General features: G+C 60.3%; 21 protein-coding genes. 7 read left to right on the top strand and 14 right to left on the bottom strand.

What is annotated here, in order from left to right:
- Positions 1-109 precede the first annotated feature (109 nt).
- Genes ACA060_RS11420 through ACA060_RS11435 form a run of 4 tightly spaced genes read right to left on the bottom strand, consistent with a single transcriptional unit; the run spans position 110 to position 2,310 of the window.
- A complete protein-coding gene (locus tag ACA060_RS11420; protein ID WP_109629774.1) occupies positions 110-808 on the bottom strand; it encodes a dienelactone hydrolase family protein in 699 nt (232 codons plus the stop codon).
- A gap of 35 nt (positions 809-843) precedes the next feature.
- Positions 844-1,467 carry a glutathione S-transferase family protein gene (locus tag ACA060_RS11425; RefSeq protein WP_109629777.1) on the bottom strand — a complete coding sequence of 208 codons (624 nt, stop codon included), beginning with the start codon at positions 1,465-1,467 and terminating at the stop codon, positions 844-846.
- 51 nt (positions 1,468-1,518) lie between these two features.
- Complete coding sequence (locus ACA060_RS11430) at positions 1,519-2,034, bottom strand: HvfX family Cu-binding RiPP maturation protein (RefSeq protein ID WP_109629779.1); 516 nt, start codon at positions 2,032-2,034, stop codon at positions 1,519-1,521.
- Between the two features lie 57 nt (positions 2,035-2,091).
- Positions 2,092-2,310 carry an HvfA family oxazolone/thioamide-modified RiPP metallophore gene (locus tag ACA060_RS11435; RefSeq protein WP_497317297.1) on the bottom strand — a complete coding sequence of 73 codons (219 nt, stop codon included), beginning with the start codon at positions 2,308-2,310 and terminating at the stop codon, positions 2,092-2,094.
- Between the two features lie 392 nt (positions 2,311-2,702).
- Here ACA060_RS11435 and glsB point away from each other — a divergent pair, with 392 nt between their 5' ends.
- The 5 genes from glsB (at position 2,703) to ACA060_RS11460 (ending at position 8,586) form a co-directional block, all read left to right on the top strand.
- Positions 2,703-3,611, top strand: a complete 909-nt coding sequence (gene glsB, locus ACA060_RS11440; protein WP_010459549.1) for a glutaminase B — start codon at positions 2,703-2,705, stop codon at positions 3,609-3,611.
- An 84-nt stretch (positions 3,612-3,695) separates the two neighbouring features.
- A complete protein-coding gene (locus tag ACA060_RS11445) occupies positions 3,696-5,198 on the top strand; it encodes an aldehyde dehydrogenase family protein (RefSeq protein WP_497317299.1) in 1,503 nt (500 codons plus the stop codon).
- A gap of 76 nt (positions 5,199-5,274) precedes the next feature.
- Positions 5,275-5,622: a BON domain-containing protein gene (locus ACA060_RS11450; RefSeq protein ID WP_497317301.1), complete on the top strand. Its 348-nt coding sequence runs from the start codon at positions 5,275-5,277 to the stop codon at positions 5,620-5,622.
- A 149-nt stretch (positions 5,623-5,771) separates the two neighbouring features.
- Positions 5,772-6,395 carry a DJ-1/PfpI family protein gene (locus ACA060_RS11455; RefSeq protein WP_109629791.1) on the top strand — a complete coding sequence of 208 codons (624 nt, stop codon included), beginning with the start codon at positions 5,772-5,774 and terminating at the stop codon, positions 6,393-6,395.
- Positions 6,396-6,522: 127 nt separating this feature from the next.
- Positions 6,523-8,586, top strand: a complete 2,064-nt coding sequence (locus ACA060_RS11460) for a 2Fe-2S iron-sulfur cluster-binding protein (RefSeq protein WP_497317303.1) — start codon at positions 6,523-6,525, stop codon at positions 8,584-8,586.
- Between the two features lie 12 nt (positions 8,587-8,598).
- Here ACA060_RS11460 and ACA060_RS11465 read toward each other — a convergent pair whose 3' ends face one another.
- The 3 genes from ACA060_RS11465 to cynS form a co-directional block, all read right to left on the bottom strand.
- Positions 8,599-9,258, bottom strand: a complete 660-nt coding sequence (locus ACA060_RS11465) for a carbonic anhydrase (RefSeq protein WP_438660305.1) — start codon at positions 9,256-9,258, stop codon at positions 8,599-8,601.
- 34 nt (positions 9,259-9,292) lie between these two features.
- Positions 9,293-9,529 carry a DUF2790 domain-containing protein gene (locus ACA060_RS11470; RefSeq protein ID WP_109629800.1) on the bottom strand — a complete coding sequence of 79 codons (237 nt, stop codon included), beginning with the start codon at positions 9,527-9,529 and terminating at the stop codon, positions 9,293-9,295.
- An 86-nt stretch (positions 9,530-9,615) separates the two neighbouring features.
- Positions 9,616-10,083, bottom strand: a complete 468-nt coding sequence (gene cynS, locus ACA060_RS11475) for a cyanase (protein WP_109629803.1) — start codon at positions 10,081-10,083, stop codon at positions 9,616-9,618.
- A gap of 122 nt (positions 10,084-10,205) precedes the next feature.
- Between cynS and cynR the strand changes: the two genes are divergently transcribed.
- Positions 10,206-11,102: a transcriptional regulator CynR gene (gene cynR, locus ACA060_RS11480; protein ID WP_497317306.1), complete on the top strand. Its 897-nt coding sequence runs from the start codon at positions 10,206-10,208 to the stop codon at positions 11,100-11,102.
- Here cynR and ACA060_RS11485 read toward each other — a convergent pair.
- The 5 genes from ACA060_RS11485 to ACA060_RS11505 all read right to left on the bottom strand — a co-directional run bounded on the left by ACA060_RS11485 (position 11,088) and on the right by ACA060_RS11505 (position 15,621).
- Positions 11,088-11,393 (bottom strand): hypothetical protein, encoded by a 306-nt coding sequence (locus ACA060_RS11485; protein WP_497317308.1) that lies wholly within the window; start codon positions 11,391-11,393, stop codon positions 11,088-11,090. The two genes, cynR and ACA060_RS11485, sit on opposite strands and share 15 nt — an antisense overlap.
- Before the next feature lie 132 nt (positions 11,394-11,525).
- Complete coding sequence (locus ACA060_RS11490; RefSeq protein ID WP_042932832.1) at positions 11,526-11,855, bottom strand: hypothetical protein; 330 nt, start codon at positions 11,853-11,855, stop codon at positions 11,526-11,528.
- A 518-nt stretch (positions 11,856-12,373) separates the two neighbouring features.
- On the bottom strand, positions 12,374-12,877 hold the full coding sequence (locus ACA060_RS11495) for a GNAT family N-acetyltransferase (protein ID WP_497317310.1): 504 nt from the start codon (positions 12,875-12,877) through the stop codon (positions 12,374-12,376).
- 49 nt (positions 12,878-12,926) lie between these two features.
- A complete protein-coding gene (locus ACA060_RS11500) occupies positions 12,927-13,556 on the bottom strand; it encodes a glutathione S-transferase family protein (RefSeq protein WP_497317312.1) in 630 nt (209 codons plus the stop codon).
- A 115-nt stretch (positions 13,557-13,671) separates the two neighbouring features.
- Positions 13,672-15,621 carry a DNA topoisomerase III gene (locus tag ACA060_RS11505; RefSeq protein WP_497317314.1) on the bottom strand — a complete coding sequence of 650 codons (1,950 nt, stop codon included), beginning with the start codon at positions 15,619-15,621 and terminating at the stop codon, positions 13,672-13,674.
- Between the two features lie 296 nt (positions 15,622-15,917).
- Here ACA060_RS11505 and ACA060_RS11510 point away from each other — a divergent pair, with 296 nt between their 5' ends.
- Complete coding sequence (locus tag ACA060_RS11510) at positions 15,918-16,286, top strand: DUF427 domain-containing protein (RefSeq protein ID WP_497317316.1); 369 nt, start codon at positions 15,918-15,920, stop codon at positions 16,284-16,286.
- A 222-nt stretch (positions 16,287-16,508) separates the two neighbouring features.
- Here ACA060_RS11510 and lldD read toward each other — a convergent pair whose 3' ends face one another.
- Both lldD and ACA060_RS11520 read right to left on the bottom strand, forming a co-directional pair.
- Positions 16,509-17,651 carry an FMN-dependent L-lactate dehydrogenase LldD gene (lldD, locus tag ACA060_RS11515; protein WP_497317318.1) on the bottom strand — a complete coding sequence of 381 codons (1,143 nt, stop codon included), beginning with the start codon at positions 17,649-17,651 and terminating at the stop codon, positions 16,509-16,511.
- Positions 17,652-17,905: 254 nt separating this feature from the next.
- A complete protein-coding gene (locus tag ACA060_RS11520) occupies positions 17,906-19,528 on the bottom strand; it encodes an MFS transporter (protein WP_109629822.1) in 1,623 nt (540 codons plus the stop codon).
- Positions 19,529-19,584: the final 56 nt, after the last annotated feature.

The raw sequence follows: 19,584 nt of genomic DNA on the forward strand, positions 1-19,584 counted from the left end.
CTCGCTCCTACAGGTCATACGCCACATCAAAATGGGCGCATGACCTGTAGGAGCGAGGCTTGCCCGCGAAGAGGCCATCACAGGCGCAAACAAAAAAAGGGACTTGTCTTTACAACTCCTGCCCCAAAAAGATCAACGTATTGCCATGAGCCTCAGCCGCCGCACGCTGGTTGTAACTGTCGCGATGCGAGCAGTTGAAACCATGCTCGGCCTCCGGATAAACGACAATTTCCACGTTGTCGTTATTTTCGAAACGCTCGGCGATTTTCTCCACGGCTTCCAGGGAAATGTGGCTGTCCTGTTCACCGAAGTGCATCAGCAACGGCACCTCGATTTCATCGGCGCGGTCCAGATAATTCTGGATGCCGCCGCCGTAGTAGGCGATGGCCACATCCACCAGGCCATTGGTGGCGGTCAAGTAGGACAGCAAGCCGCCAAAGCAGTAACCGATGGACGCGATCCCGCCTTCCAGGCCAGGTTGCGCATCCAGCGCGTCGATGGCCAGTTTGATGTCGGCCTGTGCCTTGTCGATGTCGGTGGCGTTCATCAGTTCGACGGCGCGTTTCCAGCCGGCTTCGTCGTAAGTCAGCTCGATACGGTGGCCGTTGCGCCAGAACAGGTCCGGCGCGATCACCAGGTAACCATCGGCGGCGTATTGCTCCGCGACCGATCGGATGTGTTCATTCACGCCGAAGATCTCCTGGATCAACACGATCCCCGGGCCTTTGCGGGTATGCGGAATCGCCAGGTAAGCGCCGAAGGTGCCTTCGTCGCTGTCGATCTCGATCCATTGGGTGGTCACGCTCATGGTGGCTCCTGTCTACGCAAGTGAGAGGGGAAAGCTTATTGCGGTGGTGTGGCCTGAAAGCTCGGCAATGCCTGAACCCGTTTCCACCAGTCATCGAAGCCATTAACGGCAAACACCTGCGGTGCATCCGGGGTCATTGCCATGTAAGCACAAGCCGGTGCCAGGTAAAAGTCACCGAGGCTCGGATCCTGGCCGGCGACGAAGGGGTCGGAGCCTTTGATTTTCATCAATTCACGCAGGACCATTTTCGAGGTCTCGATGCCTTTGCGACGGGATTCTTCGTTCTTTCCGCCGATAAAGTCGGGGAACAAGTGATAGCCGAACACCGAGCCTAGTGCACCGTAGCCATAAGAATCGTAAATTCCCATGACCATATGTGTGCGGGCACGGTCGTGGGCATTGTCGGGCGTCAGGGAAGGGCCCGGCAGGACTTCGTCCAGATAGGCCACGATCGCGTCGGTTTCAATGATGCGGAAACCGTCGTGATCGATGACCGGCACCTTGCCGAATGGATGGCGTGCCAGGTGTTCGGGCAGGTGCGGTTCGCCTTTCATCACATTGACCTGCAACTGGTCGAAATCCGCACCTTTTTCCGCAAGCAGCATCTTCACTGTGCGCACATACGTACTGCCGTCAAAACCGTAGAGAGTGAGGCTCATGGCGAATGCTCCGTGTTTATGGGAGTGGAGGACGCGCCGGGCTCTGGTCGGTCAACGGTTATGGCGACGCCAGAAGAATCGAGCCAACAGTGCATCCAGGCTGAGCTTGCCGGCACCCGAGAGCAACAGTGGCATAAGGGCGGCGAGGTAGATCAGCGGCAGTTTGAAGTTGCCGTGGCCCTTATTGCTGATGGAGTAACCCTGGGCAAGCTCACTCAATGTAGACCAATCGGCCGGCCAGTGAACGGCGGCGGTCGCGACGATGGTGACAACAATCAGAATGATGGCCGATACCCGTGTTCCGAGGCCGACCAGGATGGCCAGGGCGCAGATCAGTTCAGCCCACATCGACAGTTCCCAGTTCAGCGTGGCCGGCACGTGGTTGAACGGAAACGGGAAGGCGTCCTGGATGTCGGCGAACCAGTTCTCGCCGTTCCATTTTTCCAGGCCCGACTCGAAAAATTCCCAGGCAATGAACAGCCGCAGCGTCAAAGGCGCGAGCCAGCTGCCGGCACGGTCGAGGTTCAGGTGCAGGCCTTTGACGGCCGATGAAATTGAGGTGTTCATGAGCTTGATCTCCGTTCAGTCGGGTGTGCGGGGCAGTAACTGCCCCGCGGCAATGAATTACTCGCCGGAACCGCACTTGCCTTCACCGCACTTGCCTTCGCCACATTTGCCTTCAGCGGGTTTTTCCGAGGTGTCGGCCTGGGCCTGGCTGTAGCCGTGGGCCAGTTGCTTCATGCTGAACGCTTCGGATTCGGAAGCCGAAGCGACGTTGGACAGGGCCAGGCCGCCGGCGATGATCAGGCCGAGGGTGAGGGAGGAAGTCGAGAGCTTGAACATGGTGATACTCCGTAGCGTTGAGTGAGTTGAGCGCTTTGATCGGCGTGGCCGATCGACAGGCACAGTTCATCAAGCGGGTGTATCTGCGATGTGTCTTTGGTGCGGGGTTTTATGGATGGGGTGTGTCGCAGGCGGGTCTGTACACACTGCGATACATAGCCACTAAAACCTCGAGCCGGTGCCTCCCCTGTGGGAGCTAGCCTGCTAGCGATAGCTGACGGTCAGTCGACATTGATGGTGTCTGACACACCGCTATCGCGAGCAGGCTCGCTCCCACAGGGGGCATGGGTGATTTTGAGATTGTGGTCGGTCAATCTGTGGCCTCGCGCCAGCCAACAGCGTCTAGCCTCCGTGTCCCCGCAATCCCACGGGGCGAGACTTCGGAACCCGGCATGCAAGCGCTGTTGAACGAGATCCTTGACGCTGTCCGGCCGCTGATCGGTCAGGGCAAGGTGGCTGACTACATTCCCGCCCTCGGCACGGTGCCGGCCAATCAGTTGGGCATTGCGGTGTATGGCAACGACGGCGAGTTGTATTGCGCGGGCGATGCCGATACGCCGTTCTCGGTGCAGAGTATTTCCAAGGTGTTCAGCCTGGTACAGGCCATCGATCATTCCGGCGAAGCGATCTGGGAACGCCTCGGTCACGAACCCTCCGGTCAACCGTTCAACTCGCTGGTGCAGCTGGAGTTCGAGCGCGGCCGCCCGCGCAATCCGTTCATCAACGCCGGTGCCCTGGTGATCTGCGACATCAACCAGTCACGCTTTGCCGCGCCGGCGTTGTCGATGCGCGACTTTGTCCGTCGGCTGTCCGGCAACCCGCAGGTCATGGTGGACGGCAAGGTCGCCGAATCCGAATACCAGCACCGCGCGCGCAACGCGGCCATGGCGTACCTGATGCAATCCTTCGGCAACTTTCACAACGATGTCGAGGCCGTGCTGCGCAGCTACTTCAGCCATTGCGCGGTGCGCATGAACTGCGTGGACCTGGCCCGGGCGTTCTGCTTCCTGGCCAACGACGGGTTCTGCAAACACAGCGGCGAACAGATCCTCACCGCGCGCCAGACCCAGCAGGTCAACTCGATCATGGCCACCAGCGGGCTGTATGACGAAGCCGGCAACTTTGCCTATCGTGTCGGTTTGCCGGGCAAAAGCGGCGTCGGCGGCGGAATCGTCGCGGTGGTGCCGGGGCAGTTCACGGTGTGCGTCTGGTCACCGGAATTGAACGCCGCCGGCAACTCGCTGGCCGGGATGGCGGCTCTGGAATTGCTCAGCCAGCGGATTGGCTGGTCGGTGTTCTGAGGCGTTCAGGCTGGCGCGGTTAATGACGCTCCGTGGATTTTCCTATACATTTTCCAGCCGCCCCCTGCATGGTGAAACCGCTTCATGTCTCTTGCGCTCGAACGTCTAGTCGCTGGCACGCCGATCCCTTTCGCCGGTAATCGTGTCACCGTCGTCAGTCCCGAACTGGCCGCGCGCTTTCAGCCCGGGGACCATCTGCTGGTGGAGCAGGTCAGCGGCGAATTGTTGCTGATTCCGGTGGCTGACCAGCAAGCGGCGGCGGTCGCTATCGAGCGCGCCGAAGCGGCGTTCAGCGTGCTGTCCAGCGTTTCGGATCAGGCGATCAGCGCGTTCTTCGATCTCTTCGCTCAGCGCTTGGAAAACCCGGATTGCTGGGCCTTGATCGAGGCCGCGAACCTGGCTGACATCGAACGCGCCAAGGCCCGCGGACGTTCCACCACGCGCTTGCTGGCCGATGAACGCATGCGCCGCGACATGATCGCCGGCCTGCGTGCCTGGCGCGATGCGTCGGCGACTCGCGGCAAGGTCATCAGTTGCGTCGAGCACGACGGCTGGAAGGTCGAGCAAGTCGTGTCGCCGCTGGGCATCGTCGCGTTTGTGTTCGAAGGCCGACCGAATGTGTTCGCCGACGCCGCTGGTGTGTTGCGCACCGGCAACACCGCCGTGCTGCGTATTGGCAGTGATGCGCTGGGCACCGCTCAGGCCATCGTCACTCACGCACTGAACCCGGCCCTCAGCGATGCCGGTTTGCCAACCGGCGCGGTGTCGCTGGTGGAAAGCGTCAATCACGCCGCCGGTTGGGCGATGTTCGCCGACCGCCGCTTGTCCCTGGCCGTGGCCCGTGGCTCGGGTCGTGCGGTCAGTCAATTGGGCAGCATCGCCCAGCAGGCCGGCACCGCCGTCAGCCTGCATGGCACCGGTGGTGCCTGGCTGATTGCTGATAAAGACGCTGACGCCCAGCGCTTCGCCGCCGTGGTGCGCAATTCTCTGGACCGCAAGGTCTGCAACACCCTGAACGTCTGCCTGATCCAGCGCGACCGCGCCGCTGAACTGGTGCCGTTGTTCCTCGACGCACTGCAACAGGCCGGCACCGCTCGGGGCCAGGGCTGCAAGTTGCACATCGTCGAGGGCAGCGAGTCGTGGTTGCCGACTGAATGGCAAACCGGCAGCGTTGAGGTGTATCGCGCTGAAGGCTACCAGACCGAAGCGCTGGCCGAACCCTTGGCCGAGGATCAGTTGGGCCGCGAGTGGGAGTGGGAAGAAACCCCGGAAGTCAGCCTGAAAATCGTTGATGACCTGGACAGCGCGATTGCCTTGTTCAATCGCTACAGTCCGCAGTTCACCGTGTCGCTGATCAGTGAAGAGGGCGCGGCGCATGAGCGCTTCTACAATGCGGTCAACGCACCTTTTGTCGGCAACGGGATTACCCGCTGGGTCGATGGACAGTACGCGCTGAACAAGCCGGAACTGGGGCTTTCGAACTGGGAGAGCGGTCGCCTGTTCGCCCGCAGCGCGATTCTTTCGGGAGATGGCGTGTTCACTATCCGTAGCCGCATGACCCAGACGGATCTGTCGGTCAAACGCTGAGCATTCCGGGCGCAGGCAACGATCGCACTATAATTAAGGGTGTGTTTGCGTCTGTGTTCTGAGTGAGGGCTGCGTCATGAAACTTCATTCTTTTCGGCATTACTCCCACGATCTGGAAACGGTCGTCCACGACACATGGATTACCACCAAGGTGAAATCTGCCCTGACCAGGGCCGAGCCGGCCCTTGGCATGAATATCCATGTCAAAACCCATGCGGGCACGGTCTCACTGAGCGGTCGCGTCAACACGCACCGCCAGTGTGAGCAGGTGGTTGCACTGGCCCGGTCGGTGCCGGGTGTCGTCGAAATCGACGCCCGGGACTTGCTGACCCACGTGTTCACGCCTGGCAGTCATCCAGTTCCCCCCAACGCCGAAGAAACTACCGAGCGTCGGCCTTCATCGGAAGATCAGGACGACCACTGATCAGGGCGACCTTGTGAGCAGCGCTCCCGTCAATCGGGAGCGCTGCGTCGCGGGCATTTCAGTTCCAGCAACAATGGATTGCGTTTTCTGGGTGTTCTCTCATGTAAGGCAAAGGCCGACTATCGGCCGATCCCTGAGAGGTGTACCCGATGAAACGCGTCCTCATGTTGTTGGCCAACGGTGTTGAACCGCTGGAAATGGCGGCTTTTACCGATGTGCTCGGTTGGGCCAATCTGCTTGGCGACCAACCCGTGGAATTGATCAATGCCGGCCTGCGGCCGCAGATCGTGACGACCTTCGGGCTGTCCCTCAACCCGGCTCATTTGTTGAGGGACCTTGACCTGGACAGCTTCGATGCCTTGGCATTGCCCGGAGGTTTCGAACCGTCGGGCTTTTATGAAGAAGCCTTGAGTGAGCCGTTTCTGGAGGCCATCCGGCACTTTGTCGCGGCCGGTAAAACCGTCGCCAGTGTCTGCGTGTCTTCGGTGTGCCTGGGTGTTGCCGGGGTGCTGAAAGGCAAAGACGCCACGACCTATCACCAGGTGGGTGGCAAGCGCAAAAACCAGCTGGTGGAAAGCGGTGCGCGTTTTGTCGACTGGCCTGTTGTAGTCGATGGCCGCATCATCACCTCAAGCGGTCCCGGCACGGCAACGGAAGTCGCCTTCGTGCTACTGGAACAGCTGAGCAGCCCCGCGAACGCCGCGCATATCCGGCAGAAAATGCGATTCCCGACGCCGTCTCGCCAGTGGTATGAAACGCCGCAAGTGCCTTGATCTGGCCCGTACATCCGACGACCCGCCACAGGCCGTTTTAGCGAACTACGCTTGAACGCCTGAGCCACAAAAGCCAGCACCGGCTTGCGGGCGAAAGACACCTGTTTACGAAGGCGTAGAGGTCGTCATGAATCAGTCGCAGGAGCAAGGCGCGTCACCCTGGCACGCGGGCGAGCGGCAGTTGCAGGAAAGCGTCGGTGTGGCCGAGCGCATGGAGGTGTTCGGGCGCAAGGTGGTGCGCGATTACCTGCCCGAGCAGCATCAATTGTTCTACGCGCACCTGCCGTATTTACTGGTGGGCGCCGTCGATGAGCACGGCGTGCCATGGGCGACCCTGATTGAAGGGCCGCCCGGATTTGCGCATTCGCCTGATCCCCGTCAGTTGTTACTCGACCGCCTGCCCGCCGAAGGCGATCCCGTCAGGCCCGCGCTCAAGGCGGGTGCCTCGGTGGGGCTACTCGGTATCGACCTGAAAACCCGCCGACGCAACCGAATGAATGGTCGCATCAGCACCGCCACCCAAGACGGTTTTGCCGTGGCCGTCGAACACGCCTTCGGCAATTGCCCGCAATACATTCAACTGCGCGCCGTCGACCCCGGGTCAGTGGGCCGCGCTTCGTCTGCTGTGGCGGTCGAGCGATTGGATGAGCTCGACGAAGCCGCCCGGGCGACCATCGGCAACGCCGATACCTTTTTCCTTACCAGCTACGTAGACCTTGATGGCGACCCGACAAAACGTTCGGTGGATGTCTCGCACCGTGGCGGCAATGCCGGCTTCGTGCGGGTCGAGGGCAACGTGCTGACGATCCCCGATTTCGCCGGCAACCTGCATTTCAATACCTTGGGCAATCTGCTGCTTAATCCGCAGGTGGGCCTGCTGTTTGTCGACTTCGAATCCGGTGATGTGCTGCAAGTCGCGGGGCGCACCGAGATCATCCTGGAAGGCCCGGAAATAGCGGCGTTCCAGGGCGCCGAACGGCTCTGGCGAATGACTGTGGAACACGTCGTGCGTCGCGCCGGTGTGCTGTCGCTGCGCTGGCAATTTGAAGGATTCTCCCCGAACAGCCTGATGACCGGCAGTTGGCAGCAGGCCGAAGGGCGTTTGCAGGCCGATGCCCTGCGCGATCAATGGCGGCAGCTGCGCGTGACCCGCATCGTTGAAGAAAGCACCCGTATCCGTTCGTTCTACCTGGAGCCGACCGACGACGCGGGCTTGCCGCGCTTCGAGGCCGGGCAGCATTTGCCCGTGCGCTTTTGCCTAACGGAGGGGCAGGCGCCTTTGGTGCGCACGTACAGTCTGTCGAGCGCACCGTCGGACAGCTTTTTCCGGATCAGCGTCAAGCGCGACGGGCTGATTTCATCGCATCTGCACGAGCGTGTCCGCGAGGGCGATCTCATTGAAGCCCGCGCGCCACAGGGCCGGTTCACGGTGAAAGCGGATGAGCGTCGACCGCTGGTGCTGCTGGCCGCAGGCGTCGGCGTGACGCCATTGCTGTCGATGCTGCGCGAAGTGATCTACGAAGGCGAACGCATCCGCCGCACTCGACCGACCTGGTTTATTCAAAGTGCCCGCAGCCTCGCCGAACTGGCGTTTCGCGATGAGCTGTACGAACTGGCCACTCGTGCCAAGGACTCGGTGCGAGCGCTGCGCCTGCTCAGCCAACCCGAGGATCATGCCCGTGAAGGTGAGGATTTCGAGGTGGCGGGGCGCGTTGACATCGAGTTGCTCAAGGCGTTACTGCCGCTGGACGATTACGATTTCTACCTGTGCGGCCCCGGTGCATTTACCCAGGGGATTTACGACAGCTTGCGGGCCTTGCGCATTGGCGACGAGCGCATTCATGCGGAGACGTTCGGGCCTTCCACGTTGGTTCGTCTACGCGACCAACTCAGCCCGGCCCCGGCACAGGTGCCGGCAGCGGACAGCCCGGTGAAAGTGGTGTTTTCAGGGTCGGCCAAGGAGGCACGCTGGGAGCCGGGTGGCGGGAGCTTGCTGGAACTGGCTGAAAGCCGCGGCTTGAATCCGGACTTCAGTTGCCGTGGAGGTTCGTGCGGGACGTGCCGCACCCGGTTACTCAGCGGGCAGGTGCATTATCTGAACATGCCCGCCGAGCTGCCGGCGCAAGGGGAGGTATTGATCTGCTGCGCGGTGCCGGCCAAGGGCGATGAGCCCTTGGTGCTAGAGATCTAGCGCGGCCAGCCATCAAGCAGCTTCGACCGCTTTGCCATACACGGCGCAGGTGGTCGGGTGTTCAGCCAGCGACACAAAGCGGCGGCTGTCGGCCTCCAGGGCGTCGATCGAACCGGTCTCAATGTCGTAGACCCAGCCATGCAGGTTCAGCTGACCTTTTTCCTGGGCCAGGCGCACGCTCGGGTGCGTCTGGATGTTGGCCAGTTGCGCGATGACGTTCTCCCGGACCATCGAACTCACCTTCGCCGCGTCGTCGGCGTGAGGGCGGGATTCATTGATGACCTTGGCGGATTCAGCGTGTTGCAACCAGCCGCTGACAGCTGGCAGGTGATCCATGCATGTGCACTTGGCGATGGCGGTCATGGCGCCGCAGTCCGAGTGGCCGCAGATCACGATGTCCGTCACGCCCAGTACTGCGACTGCGTATTCGACCGTGGCCGAGACACCGCCCGGATGCGGGCTGTAGGAGGGCACGATGTTGCCGGCATTGCGGATCACAAACAATTCGCCGGGTTCTTGCTGGGTCAGCAGTTCCGGGACCACGCGGCTGTCGGAACAGGTGATGAACAACGTGCCGGGATGCTGGGTGGTGGCCAGGTGTTTGAACAGGTCGGTGCGTTGCGGGAACGCTTCGTTCTGGAACTTCAAGAAACCTTCGATGAGCGCTTTCATGGTGACGTCCTCATAAGTGATGAACAGTGGCTACTCAGTTCGAGCAACCGGTGCCGAATTCGCTGTATTGCAGAATGTGAGTCGCGCCTTTGGAGTCGAGGTAAGTCATCTCCACCGGAACCACGCCGCAGACATCAGCGGCCGGGGTGATTGCGACGACGTGGGCGATGTCCAGGTTCATGCCGTATTGGTAGGCAACGGCGGCGTCCTGGGCTTGAGCCTGGGCCGATACGCCCGCTATCAACGAAAGAACCAGCAGCATTTTTTTCATGGGGCATCCTCCAGACGAATGTGGTGGCTGAAAAAGTGTTTGGGGTGTCGGGTCTGGCCCACACCGGAGTGCGGGCCGGTATCAACTCAGAAAGGACGCAGTGGCAGGAACTTGCCGTCGAGGGTGATGACTGCGCGGTGGCCGCCTTCCGGGTCTTCGACTTTCTTCATGTCGAGCTTGAAGTTGATTGCGCTGATGATGCCGTCGCCGAACTGCTCATGAACCAGGGCTTTCAATGTGGTGCCGTAGATCTGGATCATTTCGTAGAAGCGGTAGATGGTCGGGTCGGTTGGCACGCCGGAGAGGCTGCCGCGCAGTGGAATGATTTGCAGGCGGGCCACGGCGTCGGCGTCCAGGTCGAGTTTTTCGCCGACCACTTTGGCGGCGGATTCCGGCAGCGGGTGCTGGCCGAGCAGGGCTGCGGTGACGTAGGCCAGGCTCAGGCCGGTGCCCTCGGCCATGTCTTCGAATGACAGGTTTTTGCGAGCTTTGGCGTCCAGAATTTTGGCGGTCAGTTCGAGGTTGGTGTCGTTATAAGCGTGGGACTGTTGCATGGTGCTTCTCCTATCGGCGTTGTGTTGCTTGGGTGTGAAGCAATCTTCTGCCGATTGATCCATAGCGTCCAAGATCGATATACAATGCTTTGTATAAGTCCTGCCTATAGATGGTGTTCACCATGTTGCTGCGACATCTGCGTTACTTGTTGGCGGTTGCCGACCACGGCGGCTTCACCCGCGCCGCCGAGGCGCTGCACGTTTCACAACCGACCCTGTCCCAGCAGATCCGCCAACTGGAAGAAACTCTGGGCGTGAGCCTGTTCGACCGAACGTCGCGCACGGTCAAGCCGACCGATGCGGGCGAGGCCTACATCGAATGTGCTCGTCGAGTGTTGGTGGAACTGGAGGCCGGCAAACGGGCGCTGCATGACGTGAAGGATTTGTCGCGCGGCACCTTGCGCCTGGCCATGACGCCCACGTTCATGGCGTATCTGGTGGGGCCGTTGGTGCGCGACTACGTGGCACGATTTCCCAACATCCATCTGCAAATTTTCGAGTTGTCGATGGATGACATCGAGGCGGGTCTGGCTGATGACTCGCTGGACATCGCCATCGCCTTTACTCAGGTGCGAAATGCCGACATCGAATCGATCCCGGCGTTTACCGAAACCCTGGGGGTGATGGTAGGGCGGGATCACCCGTTATATGAACGCCAGGTCGCGTTGTCCGCTGAAGAGGTGGCGCAACTGGACTTTGCGCTGTTGGCCCAGGACTTCGTCACCCGCACTCGCATCGATGAATATTTTGCCCAGGAGCAAATCACGCCCAAGGTGGTGATTGAGGTCAACTCGGTGAGCACCTTGCTGGAGGTGATCCGGCACACGGCCATCGCCACCATTCTCCCGGAGCCTATTGCCACTCAGGACCGGGCACTGCACAGAATTCCGTTGCTGGGTGAAGCGCCTACGCGTGGGGCGGCGCTGCTTCGGCGCAAGAACAACTATCACAGCGCGGCGTCGGTGGCGTTCATGAATCTGGTGTTGGGCGCGGTGGCGACGGAGTCAGTCGTCCAGTGATTGGCAAACGCCGTTGGGGGCCTTGCCCGTGGAGCTTACGGTCACCGAGTCATCATCGGCGAGAACGATCGAAATCGTCACGCCTGATCCCTTGGCTTCGAAGCTGCGCTCTTTGATCATGGCTTTGGTTTCGGCTTCTACGTTGTTGATCAACACCGGTCCGCCCTGATCCGCGTGAACGATGATTTTTCCGGGGCATTCGACATCGAATGATGGAACACCTTCGATCTTGTTTGCGTGAGCAAGCGTTGCGGTTGTCAGCAACAGCAGAAATGTCAGGGCATTTTTCATCGCAAGTCTCCATGGGCACAGCAGCGAATACGCTTAACGATAGCTGCATTTGCCGCGCACGAGACAAACAAAAAAAGGCCCCGCTCGATATTACGAGCGGGGCCTTTTTATTGTTGAGCGGCGGGGGAGATATCAGTAGAACCGGTCAATCACCCGAACTTCGTTCTGGTTCTGCATCGAGGCCCACGCCTGTTTCAGCGTTTGCAGAACATTACCGATGAAGTCCTTGTCGGCTGCGGCTTTCTTGCCGACATAGCCTTGGCCGCGACGGTACATCTTCAGTCGGGCCAGCAGGTTCTGGTTGTTCTGGTCGAACTCCGCTTCATGGGCGTGTGGCGACAGGCAATCGATATGAACCTGGCCCGATTTGCTGATCCACAGAATGTGGCTGTCGTGGCTGTCTTTTTGCGCCGCGAAGATACGAGCCAGTTCATCGATAGTAGGTTGATTGTTCAGATTCATAATATGCCCCTTGACCATTTGGTGATCTTTCAAAGTTGATTCGCTAATACAGGTAGCCCATCGGTTAGTTGATCCCTGGCACCGAAACCAGGACGTCAGCGGTCAGCCGTCAATTCGACGGGGTCTCGCGTCTGTTGCATGTAGTCGTGTTGAATAACTGCTACGCAATAGCGTCACAACGAAGAGAAGCAGCGAAAACCTGGAGGCCACCGCCGACTTTTGAGGGTCGGCCACAAGCTTCATGAGGATTGATCGCCAGCGCTTCTCGTCTTTGTACTGGACGTTCGGGCCAGGTCAGCTTCTTCAATCTGCCTTGTGGGCAGCGTGTATCCGGGAAAAACAGCTCGGCGGTCAGACGAGCTTGCTCAAACATGTTGCCTTACTCCCGATCGGGGAGATGTCTGCATCATGCAAGGGCAAATCGGAGGCGTCAACCGTTATGTAGTGATTATTTTCAGTCACTACATATTGTCGGACAAAGCGCTTTGGAATTAAAAACGGGAGTCGCGAGGTGCCAGTCAGGACGATGGCGGCGGGTGTTGAAAGCGGTAGAAGGTGCAGGGATGACCGTCTACCGGCAGCTGATGCAGGGTGAATCCATCGTCCGCGAGCTCGGGCATCACCTTGGCCCAGAACCGCCGTGCAGGCTGGTTCGCGTCGATGTGGAAAATCTGCCATTGCCCGGGGAACCGGCTCAAGAGGGTGGACACGACAAACTTTGCGACGCCTTGGCCACGAAAACGCCGACTGACAAACAAGTAGCCGATGTTGTGCTCGGCGCCGTCGATATGCGTGTCGTCGTCCACGGTCACGAAACCGGCGAGCTCACCGTCCACCTTGATCAGAAATGGCTGGGTCCCAGGCTTGCGCCAGTAATCTTGGTTGGATCGGATGTCGAAGAAACCGTGCTCGCCGAGTTTCAGCGGCAGCCACTCGCTGAAGTCGTGCATGTAGAACTGCATCAGGTTTTCGATCGTTTCCAGTTCGTCGCGGTGTGCGGCGTGCAGTTCAATCGAAGGCATGCTGGGCATCTCTCCAGATGCGGGCCGTCCGTGGCCCTTTCGGGATCACTCAGTGGGGCGCGAAGTCGTACGTGCCACCCGTCTTCAACGCCGCCGCGTAAGCAGGACGGGCCTGGAAGCGTTCAACCCAGGCCGCCACATGAGGGTAGTTGCCCAGCTTGCCTTGGGCGCGGGCAATTTCACCGATAAAGCTCATCTGGATGTCGGCGGCGCTGAACTCGTCACCGAGCAGGTAATCGGACTGGCTCAAGGCCGTGTCGAGGTAGCCGAGGTAGTTGGCCACTTCCGAGTTGATACGCGGATGCAGCGGCGCACCGGCCTCACCCAGGCGCCCGACGTACAGGTTCAGCATCAGCGGCAGCATGGCCGAACCTTCGGCGAAGTGCAGCCACTGGACGTATTCGTCGTAGGCGGCGGTGGATGGGTCCGGTTGCAGGCGGCCTTGGCCATGACGGCGGATCAGGTAGTCGATGATGGCCGAGGATTCGATCAGCTTTTGCGCGCCATCTTCGATGACCGGCGATTTGCCCAGGGCGTTGATCGCTTTCAATTCCGGCGGGGCCAGATTGGTTTTCGGGTCACGCTGATAGCGTTTCAGCTCATAAGGAATGGCCAGTTCTTCCAGCAGCCAGAGAATTCGTTGGGAGCGGGAGTTGTTCAGGTGGTGCACGATAATCATAAACAAGATTCCTGTAGCAGCTGTCGAGTGAAACGAGGCTGCGTTGCTTTTTAGAAAAGGGGGCCATCGCCGGGCTTGAAGAACACTAGACCATCACGGCCCATCCGAAGTGCCCTCACGCTTTGCTGGCCGGTTTCGCCGCGCGCGTGGTGCCCGTCGCTGGCTTGCGCTTGGCAGTTTTTCGTTTGTTTTTCCACGGTGTGGCACCCCGTCCGGCCGGGCTCGCCGGCCCACTGATGGTCAGGCTCAGGCCGGCGCAACGGGCGACCTGCTTGCTCATCCACGCGGCCTGCTTGGTGACGAATTCTTCCAGACTCATCTCGCCGCTCTGCACCATGTCCAGCGCCTGTTCCCAGATCGCCGTGGTGCCGGGATCGGCAATCGCGCGCGGCACCGCATCGATCAGGCTGAAGGCGGCCGGAGTCGCGGCCAGGGCCTTGCCGTTCTTGATCAGATAGCCGCGGTCGAGCAGGCCCTGGATGATCGAGGCGCGAGTCGCTTCGGTGCCAATGCCGGTGGTGTCCTTGAGCTTCTGTTTGAGCAGCGGGTCTTCCACCAGTTTGGCGACGTTCTTCATCGCTTTGATCAGGTCGCCTTCGGTGAATGGCTTGGGCGGTTGCGTCCAGAGGTCCTTGAGCTTCACGTCGGCCACCGCGCAGTCCCGCCCTTCGGCCAATGCCGGCAGGGTTTGCGGTGCCGGCGCCTCGCGACCCTTGGCCGGGGCGAGCGCTTCGGGCAGGGCGCGTTTCCAGCCCGGCTCGACGATCTGCTTGCCGACGGCACGCAAGGCTTCACCGGCGCAATCGAAGTCCGCCTGGGTGCGGTCGTATTCATGGTTGGGAAGGAACTGCGCCAGATAACGCGCACGGATCAGCGTGTAGACCGCCCGTTGCTTGCCCACCAGTCGATCAAGATTCTTTGCGGCAGCCGTGGGGATGATGCCGTGGTGAGCCGTGACCTTGGCATCGTTCCAGGCCCGTGAACGGCGCTGTGGCTCCAGGTGATCGTTCAAGGCATCAAGAGACGGATCGGCCTGCCGGAGCGCGGCGAGAATGCCCGGGGCTTCGCTGTGCTGGCTCAGCGGCAGGAAACCGCAATCGCTGCGCGGGTAGGTGATGACCTTGTGGGTTTCGTAGAGCGCCTGGGCGATGTCGAGGGTTTCCTGGGCGCCGAGACCCAGTTTCTTCGAACAGACTTCCTGCAAGGTGCCCAAGTCAAACGGAAGAGGCGCGATTTCACGCATCCGCTCAGTGCGCAGCTTGATCACCCGGGCACTCGCGGCGCTGCTGATGGCGGCGGCCGCTTGCTGGGCCAGCGCCTGATTCAGGCAGCGATCCTGATCGTCACAGACGTCGGAGGCCGCACGCCACTGGGCGGTGAACGCCGTGCCGTCGTGCAACAGCTGCACGTCGATGGCCCAATAGGCGACCGGCACGAAATCGGCAATGCTGCGGTCGCGATCCACCACCAGCCGCAAGGTCGGCGTCTGCACCCGGCCCACCGGCAACACGCCCTGATAACCGGACTGCCGGCCCAGCAGTGTGAACAAGCGGCTCATGTTCATCCCGATCAACCAGTCGGCCCGGGAACGCCCCAGCGCCGAATGATAAAGGCTGAACGTCTCGGCCCCCGGTTTGAGCGCCGCCAGCGCCTTGCGTATCGACGCATCGTCCAGCGCCGACAGCCACAGTCGTCGGATCGGCCCGCGATAGCGGCAATGCTCGACCAGCTCCCGGGCAATCATCTCGCCTTCACGGTCGGCGTCGGTGGCGATCACCAGTTCATCAGCCTCGCCAAGCAGGCGTTTCACCGCTTTGTACTGGCTGGCCGTACGTGGTTTGACCGTCATCTTCCACTTGTCCGGAATGATCGGCAGATCCGCCAGCACCCAGCGCTTGTAGCGCGCGTCGTAGGCGTCCGGCGGCGCGGTTTCCAGCAGATGGCCGATGCACCAGGTCACCGTGACACCCGTCCCCAGCCAGCAACCGTCGCCCCGACGCTTGGCGCCGAGTACCGCCGCGATGTCTTTGGCCTGGGAAGGTTTTTCACAGAGGTACAGCTGCATAACCACCATCGTTCATCAAGTGTGCAAGAGGCGCACAGAATGGCCGTTGATGAGCAATGGATCAATCATTATCTGTATGGATGTACAGCAAAGCTGTTGCGTTTGTTTGCGGCAGTCAAAATACCCCGTTCGGCTGCGAGGCCGTCGTGTCGGCGAATTTTGGGTTATACCTGACACTTCGCAGTCTCAGATTCTGGGGCCGATGCGCAGCCCCGCGGGAGCAAGCTCCCTCGCCACATGAGCGGGGCGCAAATCTTGCCTCCACAGGTCCATCACCGTCATGAGGAACGTATTCCATGAAAAGCACCGGTCCCAGTCCTGTCATCACCATCGCCGAGGAGCCTAGCTTCCTGTTGGTGAAGTTTCACGGTATTCAGGTGGCTGCCTCCTCACGGGCGCTGGTGCTGCTGGAGGCCAATTATCCGCCGGTGTATTACGTGCCCTGGGAGGACATCGACGAACAGTATTTTGCCCGCACCGACCACACGACCTATTGCCCATACAAGGGTGACGCCACTTATTACAGCCTGCAAATCCCGGGGCATGAGGGTGCCAATGCGGTGTGGCGCTATGAAGATCCCAAAGTATCGGTAGAGCAGATTCGCGGCTACGTGGCGTTCTATCCGGATCAGGTTACGTTTGAGTTGCTCAAAGACGTTGAGTGAACCGCATTGACGGCAATGCAGTGCTCTCAAACCATCCTTGTCGAACACAAAATCTGTGGCGAGGGGATTTATCCCCGTTGGGCTGCGAAGCGGCCCCCTGCGTCCGTTCAGACCGACCGAGTTGTCTGGATTTACGACTGCTTCGCAGCCGAACGGGGATAAATCCCCTCGCCACAAGGGCCCCTTGCCACAAACGATAAGTAAACGACATTGCCCGCACCCTCAGCGAACAGCTCCCACCAACGTTGATTCATCAATCTGACCAATCGAAGTTACCCCGGTCAGCGTCATGGCCACGCGCATTTCCTTGGCGAAAATATCCAGCATGTTCTCCACCCCGCGTTGCCCATCGGCGGCCAGCGCATAGGCCATGGATCGCCCCAGTAATACGCCTTTTGCGCCCATGGCCAGCATCCGCACGACATCCAGCCCCGAGCGGATGCCCGAGTCGACCAGCACCGTCAAATCATTGCCCACCGCCTGCATGATCGGCGGCAACGCCTTGGTGGTGGAGAGCACGCCGTCCAGCTGCCGTCCGCCGTGGTTCGACACCACAATGCCATCCGCGCCGAAACTGACCGCGTCCTTGGCATCCTGAGGGTCGAGGATGCCCTTGATGATCATCGGGCCTTCCCAGAAATCACGAATCCACTGCAGATCGGCCCAGCTGATCGACGGGTCGAAATTGTTGGCCAGCCAGCCCATGTAGTCTTCGAGCGTGACGGCTTTGCCCAGGTACTTCGAGATGTTGCCCAGGTCGTGCGGACGGCCCATGACGCCGACGTTGAACGCCCAGTCCGGTTTGGTCATGGCCTGAAGCATTCGCCGCGATGAGGCAAAAGGCCCCGACATGCCTGAATGCGCGTCCCGGTAGCGGGCGCCGGGGGTAGGCATGTCGACGGTAAACACCAGATTTTTCACGCCGGCGGCCTTCGCGCGCTCCAGCGCGTTTTTCATGAAGCCCCGGTCTTTCAATACGTACAACTGAAACCAGATGGATTGCTGGCTCTGCGCCGCGACTTCCTCGATCGAACACACCGACACCGTAGAAAGGCACAGGGGGATGCCTTTGTTCTCTGCCGCTCTGACCGCCTGCACTTCACCTCGGCGGGCGAACATGCCCGTCAGGCCGACCGGCGCCAATATGACGGGCATTGAAAGTGGTTGATCGAAAAGGGTGGTTTCCAGGCTCAGGGTTTCGACGTTTTTCAGGATGCGCTGACGCAGGCTGATGCCCGTCAGGTCGGCGCTGTTGGCCCGTAGCGTGTGCTCGGCATAAGCCCCGCCATCGATGTAATCGAACAGAAAACGGGGGAGTTTGCGGCGTGCTGCCTCGCGGTAGTCGGATGCGGATGAAATGATCATGGTGCCTCGGTCTGGTGAGTGTCGGGGCTGTAGAGACCGTTGAGCTTACCTGTGGTGAGGGGATTTATCCCCGTTGGGCTGCGAAGCGGCCCCAGCGTTCTTTCATACTGAATGAATTGTCCGGATTTACGACTGCTTCGCAGCCGAACGGGGATAAATCCCCTCGCCACAAAAGCCCCCTCGCCACATATGTGTCGCCCCGGGCTTGAGTGAACAGTATCACCGCAGCGCGGGGCGTTATTTCACGGTCGCTATCAGTTGGTATCCAGATCCACGTTTTTCGTCTCACGCAGACAAATCATCCCCACCACCAAACTCACGGCGGTAATCACCACCGGGTACCACAGCCCGTAGAAGATGTCCCCGGTATACACCACCAACGCAAACGACACGGTTGGCAGGAACCCGCCGAACCAACCGTTGCCGATGTGGTAGGGCAGGGACATCGAGGTGTAGCGGATGCGGGTCGGGAACAGTTCGACCATCAGCGCCGCCAGCGGGCCGTAGCACATGGCGGAAATAATGATCAGCACCACCATCAGCCCCACGATCATCGGCTTGTTGACCTGTTGCGTATCGGCTTGTGACGGATACCCCGCCAATGTCACCGCACCACGCAGGGCCGCTTCGTCGAAGCCATCCAGTTTCACGTCACCGACGCTGACTTGCACGGCGCTACCGGCCGGGGCCGCTTCGCTCTTGTAAGGCAGGCCCTGTTTCACCAGGAAGGTTTTGACCTTGTCGCACGGGCTGTCAAATTTCGCCTTGCCCACCGGGTCGAACTGGAAGGTGCAGGTGGCCGGGTCGGCCAGTACGGTGATCGGTGCCTGACGGCTGGCCTGGTCAATGGCCGGGTTGGCGTAGTGGGCGATGGACTTGAAGATCGGGAAGTACAGCGCGGTCGCCAGCAGCAAGCCGATCATCAACACCGGTTTGCGCCCGACCTTGTCCGACAGCCAGCCAAAAAAGATGAAGAACGGCGCGCCGATGATCACGCTGACAATCAGCAGGCTGTTGGCCAGGGCCGGGTCCATCTTCAGGAACTGGGTGAGGAAAAACAGCACGTAGAACTGCGCCGCATAGAAGGTCACGGCTTGCCCGGCGTTGATGCTGAACAGAGCAATCAGAACGACTTTGAGGTTTTCCCATTTACCGAAGGAATCGCGCAGCGGCGACTTGCAAAGCTTGCCTTCCTCTTTCATTTTCACGAAGGCCGGCGACTCGTGCAGGCTCAAGCGAATCCAGGTCGAGATGCCCAGCAGCACGATGGAAAACAGAAACGGAATCCGCCAGCCCCAGACTTCAAACTGGTCACCGGTGAAGTAACGGCAGCCGAGCACCACCAGCAGCGACAGCAGCAACCCGAGGGTCGCGGTGGACTGAATCCAGCTGGTGTGGAAACCACGTTTACCCATCGGCGCGTGTTCCGCGACGTACGTCGCAGCACCGCCGTACTCACCGCCCAGGGCCAGGCCCTGGAGCATGCGCAGCACCACGAGGATGATCGGCGCGGCGATGCCGATGCTGGCGTAGGTCGGTAGTAACCCGACGCAGAAGGTCGCCAGGCCCATGAGGACGATGGTCGCGAGGAACGTGTATTTACGCCCGATCATGTCCCCCAGCCGTCCGAACACCAGCGCGCCGAATGGCCTCACGATGAAACCGGCGGCAAACGCCATCAGCGCAAAGATGAACGCCGTGGTGTCGTTGACCCCGGCGAAAAACTGCTTGCTGATTACCGCCGCGAGGGCGCCGTAGAGGAAAAAGTCGTACCACTCGAACACCGTCCCGAGTGACGACGCGAAGATGACCTTGCGGGTGTCGGGGCTGGTGTCGACGCTGAGCGTGGCGTCCAGCGGCTGAACATGTTCTGACATATCGGTATCCCTCACAGTGATTGTTTTTGTTGTTCCACTGGTGTTGCGTAGTCAAC

It is taken from the genome of Pseudomonas sp. LBUM1671 (genome assembly GCF_059695685.1).